This is a genomic window from Klebsiella sp. HMSC25G12 (assembly GCF_001807705.1).
Taxonomy (GTDB): Bacteria; Pseudomonadota; Gammaproteobacteria; order Enterobacterales; family Enterobacteriaceae; genus Klebsiella; species Klebsiella variicola.
Window position 1 is genome coordinate 1 of record NZ_KV789886.1, and the last position, 4,334, is coordinate 4,334.

General features: G+C 46.2%; 8 protein-coding genes. All 8 read left to right on the forward strand.

Annotated elements, in window-relative coordinates; all coding sequences use genetic code 11:
• Window positions 1–346 precede the first annotated feature (346 nt).
• Window positions 347–739: a conjugal transfer relaxosome DNA-binding protein TraM gene (gene traM / locus HMPREF3096_RS12865; RefSeq protein WP_032442653.1), complete on the forward strand. Its 393-nt coding sequence runs from the start codon at window positions 347–349 to the stop codon at window positions 737–739.
• 206 nt (window positions 740–945) lie between these two features.
• Entirely contained in the window at window positions 946–1,641 is a 696-nt protein-coding gene (locus tag HMPREF3096_RS29240) for a transcriptional regulator TraJ family protein (RefSeq protein ID WP_023340947.1), read from the forward strand.
• 83 nt (window positions 1,642–1,724) lie between these two features.
• Window positions 1,725–2,096, forward strand: a complete 372-nt coding sequence (locus HMPREF3096_RS29245; RefSeq protein WP_071787545.1) for a TraY domain-containing protein — start codon at window positions 1,725–1,727, stop codon at window positions 2,094–2,096.
• A gap of 53 nt (window positions 2,097–2,149) precedes the next feature.
• Window positions 2,150–2,518 carry a type IV conjugative transfer system pilin TraA gene (traA, locus tag HMPREF3096_RS12875; protein ID WP_023340946.1) on the forward strand — a complete coding sequence of 123 codons (369 nt, stop codon included), beginning with the start codon at window positions 2,150–2,152 and terminating at the stop codon, window positions 2,516–2,518.
• Between the two features lie 13 nt (window positions 2,519–2,531).
• Complete coding sequence (gene traL / locus HMPREF3096_RS12880; protein ID WP_004178059.1) at window positions 2,532–2,837, forward strand: type IV conjugative transfer system protein TraL; 306 nt, start codon at window positions 2,532–2,534, stop codon at window positions 2,835–2,837.
• 19 nt (window positions 2,838–2,856) lie between these two features.
• Entirely contained in the window at window positions 2,857–3,423 is a 567-nt protein-coding gene (gene traE / locus HMPREF3096_RS12885; protein WP_020316627.1) for a type IV conjugative transfer system protein TraE, read from the forward strand.
• Window positions 3,410–4,150 carry a type-F conjugative transfer system secretin TraK gene (gene traK / locus HMPREF3096_RS12890; RefSeq protein WP_032738531.1) on the forward strand — a complete coding sequence of 247 codons (741 nt, stop codon included), beginning with the start codon at window positions 3,410–3,412 and terminating at the stop codon, window positions 4,148–4,150. Before traE ends, traK begins: the two co-directional genes overlap by 14 nt.
• A partial coding sequence (locus HMPREF3096_RS12895; protein WP_077270168.1) for a conjugal transfer protein TraB occupies window positions 4,150–4,334 on the forward strand: 185 nt, incomplete at its 3' end. The genes traK and HMPREF3096_RS12895, both read left to right, overlap by 1 nt.

A 4,334-nucleotide genomic window follows, 5' to 3' on the forward strand; every position in this document is an offset into this window, starting at 1 on the left:
CACACCCCACGCAAAATTAAAATTTTGCAGATTTATTATTTAAACCATAGAGTTATGGTGACTTAAATTACACTATCTTTCATTATGTAATATAAATATGAATCGCAGATGAATCGCTAACGATTCACTTATAAATCGTTGGTGAATCAGTAACGAATCAACCCTTATGAAATCTAGTTTTATTGGCGAATTGACTCTAGATTCAATTCGTGGTGTGATTCGCCATATGAATCGAGTTTAAAGGCGGTGAATCTAGATTCGAATCGCGAATTGAATCGTTGGTGAATCGTCTAACTTGGTTGGCTGTAAATAGTATCGAGATTTCTTTTTATATTAAGGGATGGATATGGCAAAGATACAGGCATATGTTAGCGATGAAGTTGCTGAAAAAATTAATGCCATTGTGGAAAAACGGAAAGCTGATGGTGCCAAGGAGAAAGATGTTAGTTTTTCCAGTGTGTCTACGATGCTTGTCGAGTTAGGCTTGAGGGTTTATGAAGCGCAAATGGAAAGGAAAGAAAGCGGCTTTAATCAGATGGCTTTCAATAAGCTTTTGCTTGAAACAGTTTTGAAGACACAATTTGCAACCAACAAAATTTTGGGAATTTCTTGTTTGAGTCCACATATCTCTGGTAACCAAAAATTTGAGTGGCGATTTATGATTGATAACATTCTGGAAGACACTAAAGAGGTGGTCGATACATTCTTTCCAGAATCAGAAGATGGTGACGAAGAGTAAACTACACAGCATTCAGTTATATAGATTATTAAACTAAAATATAAAAAATAAAAGCGGAATGATCTGCGTATTTTTAGTGACAGGGAAGTGGGTTACATTTATCATAGTTTGAGAGGCTCAGGTCTCACAAAATTTGAGAATCGCTGATGTGAAGGGTTGGCCCCCTTCGCATCAGCTGCCCATAGAATCCTGTTGAGGAGGCTCCTATGTGTTCGATGGATCGTATTGAAAACACCAACTGTAGTCAATTGGATTTCTTTCGTGAAATGCAATTAACTGTCAACCTTTCTAGCCATCCTGCTTGTATAAGGCTCCGTGATGGATCCTTTTCCCATTTCAATCATTCTTTCGCTACAACTTTTCTGCACAATATTAACGTTAACATATGGTTTAACCGTCTGGAAATCTCCTCTTCTTTACGTCTGTCAGCTCTTGACGCCGAAGTTTACTCAGGCGATCGAAAAATGCTTGTTGAGGAAAATTTGCCCATTAATGGGAACCGATGGGATTTTATAATAGAACGGATGTCATTTGATGGAACGGAGTTCACTCTGTGGAAGTTCTGTCATCTTCAACGAGGCGGTTTTTTACTGTCTCCTGTTCGTTCTGGTTTTATAAAAAAACTCAACGAATTTAAAAATGCACTCGGTTTTTTAACTGATGTTCAGATTGAGACTCTGGCTCTATATTCTTTTGGTGCCTCCCACAATCAGATTTCAGAGGTTTTAAATATAGCGATTGGAACATCTAAGAACAGAGTTAATCGTATTCTTGCAGCTTTACCAATCCGCACGAGAGAAGAGGTTTTTTATTTTTTATTCGCCAGTGGAATGGCCTTTTCATTCTGTAAGGTTGTTACAGAATTAATTGGAAGTCGCGTTAATAAATTGTTAAATAAATAGTGACCTTTTGTCTATTGTGTTAAGGGGTTTTATTTGTGAGACTACTCCTATTGAAAAGTAGAGTGGAGGTGCAAGTGAGGCGAATGACTACTCGTCCGGCATTAGGTCCATGCGTAAGTTTTAAACTTGATGAAGATACGCATCTGAAATTGGTAAACGCCAAAGAGAGAAGCGGACGTAGTAAGGCTGGGGAGGTTGTGCTTAGGGTTAAGGATCACCTTTTACGCTATCCAGATTTTTATCCAACTGTAACCTATAAGAGTGTGAGTTTTGGTCCTGTTGTTATGGCCCGCTTTGATGAGGATACAAACAAAAAACTGATTGCAGCTAAAAATAAAAGTAACAGAAGCAAGTCGCATGAAGTTTATCTTCGTCTCAAAGCGCATCTGTTCGAATTTCCTGATTTTTATAGCTCTGAAGTCGAAGTGATAAGGAGGTCTGAATCTGAAACATAAGTAGTCCCGAAGGTATCACCATTTAAACATTATCTATTTAAAAGGAAATAAATATGAATGCTGTATTAAGCGTTCAGGGCTCAGCTGTCCCTGAAGAAGCCAAACCGTCTTTTCTGTCCCGCGTTTTCAATAAAAAGAAAGCCCTGAAAGTTGCTAAAGTTGCGCTGCCGGTTGCTGCTGTGGCGGCGTTCTTCCCGGATGCTGCGATGGCCACCACCACGGCAACCGACCTGATGAAGTCCGGGGATGCGACCGTTAAAGGCACGTTTGGTAAGCAATCCAGCGTCGTCAAATGGGTGGTTCTGGCAGAAGTCGTCGCCGGCGGCATCATGTACATGATGACCAAAAACGTGAAGTTCCTGTTTGGCTTCGCGATTATTTCCACCTTTATCACCATCGGTATGTCGGTCGCCGGTTACTGACAGGAAGCACGTGATGACGGGAGACGAATTAAAGCGATACCGTTTCCCGGAAACACTGACTAACCAGTCCCGCTGGTTTGGCTTATATCTCGATGAGCTTATCCCGGCCGTGATTTGTCTCGGCTGGGGTTTCTGGACCAGCAAGTTCATTTTTGGTATGGCTGCAGCGGCACTGGTTTTCTGGGGTATCAAGAAACTGAAAAAAGGGCGGGGCAGTTCCTGGCTACGCGACCTGATTTACTGGTATCTGCCAACCTCCCTTCTTAAAGGTTTCTTTCATGATGTTCCGGACTCCTGTTTCCGGCAGTGGATTAAATAAATCAACGGGGAAATAACATATGGAACATGGTGCCAGACAAAATACCACCCGCGTTATCGCTGTGGGATTTATCAGTCTGGGGACACTCCTGACCCTCAGTCTTGCGACCAATATTATCCAGGGCATAAATAATTACCGTCTTCAGACAGAACAGAAAGTCGCTGTGACACCGATGTTATTCAGTGCTCCCTTTGCGGTGTCTCAGAACCAGGCTGACGCCTCTTATATTGAGCAGCTGGGCCTGTCCTTTATTGCCCTGCGTCTGAATGTCACGCCGGAAACGGTTGATGCCCAGCATCAGCAGCTACTCCGGTATGTATTACCCGCCTCGCAGAACAGCCTCAAGGTCCAGCTGGCTGAAGATGCGAAACGCATTAAAGACAATAACGTTAATGCCACCTTTTATATGACGTCGATCCGTGCCTGGCCGGCAGAGAACCGCGTGGATATCCGGGGTGAGCTGAAAACGTGGATTGGGGATTCCAAACCCTACAGTGAAATTAAAAGCTATGTCATTCAGTTCAGTCGTGTCGATGGTGTCAGCTGGCTGGCGCGTTTTGGAGAAATAAATAATGAAAAAAATTAACCCGTTATTTATTTCATGCTGTCTGCTGTTGGTCGCCCCCGCGATGTCAGCGACCCTCAGCGGTACGCTGGCGCCGACAGTGGTCCCCCTGACCAATGGCGGTCAGGCAAATATTGCCGTGAGTAACACCGACCCGAATCTGTTCACTGTACCAGGCGATCGCATCACGGCGATAAACAGCCTGGACGGTGGCCTGACAAACCAGGAGCAGACCGACAGCGGCGGCGCCATTCTGGCGACCGTCAGTAAAAAACCGTTCACCTTCATTGTGGAAACCGAACGCGGGCTGAACTTCTCCATTCGTGCCGTGCCCCGTGCGGGCTCAGGCCGGACAATTCAGCTGGTCAGCGAGCTGGCGGGGACTCCCGGTCCGGCAAAAGCCTGGGAAGAGTCGAACCCCTATGAATCGTTACTGGTTTCGCTGAATCGCGCCGTGCGCCAGGGCAGCGTACCCGATGAGTATCAGTCTGTCCCCGTCACCTCTGAAGTGCTGCAGGTGCCGGCTGGTCTGCGCGCCACTGCCGACCGGGTCTGGGTCGGCCACCACCTGAAAGTCGTCCGTTTCAGTCTGGATAACGTCTCCCTGTCGCCCCGTATGGTGCGTGAAAGCGATTTCTGGCAGCCAGGAACACGTGCCGTCATGTTCAGTACCCCGGCGGGCCTGCTGACTGCCGGTGGTCGCATGCAGATCTGGGTCACGACGTCAGATGAAGGAGTGAAGCGCTGATGGCCAACTTCAACACGCTGATCAAACGTAAGCAATATATCTGGCTGGGACTCATTCTGGCGGGCGGCGCGGCAGCCGTTGGGGGCGGGCTGTATCTTTCTGATCTGAACATGAGCTCTGATGAGGAAGCCCCGGCTCAGGGCGAACCCGCGCCGGACATGACCGGGGTGGTCGACAGCAGCTT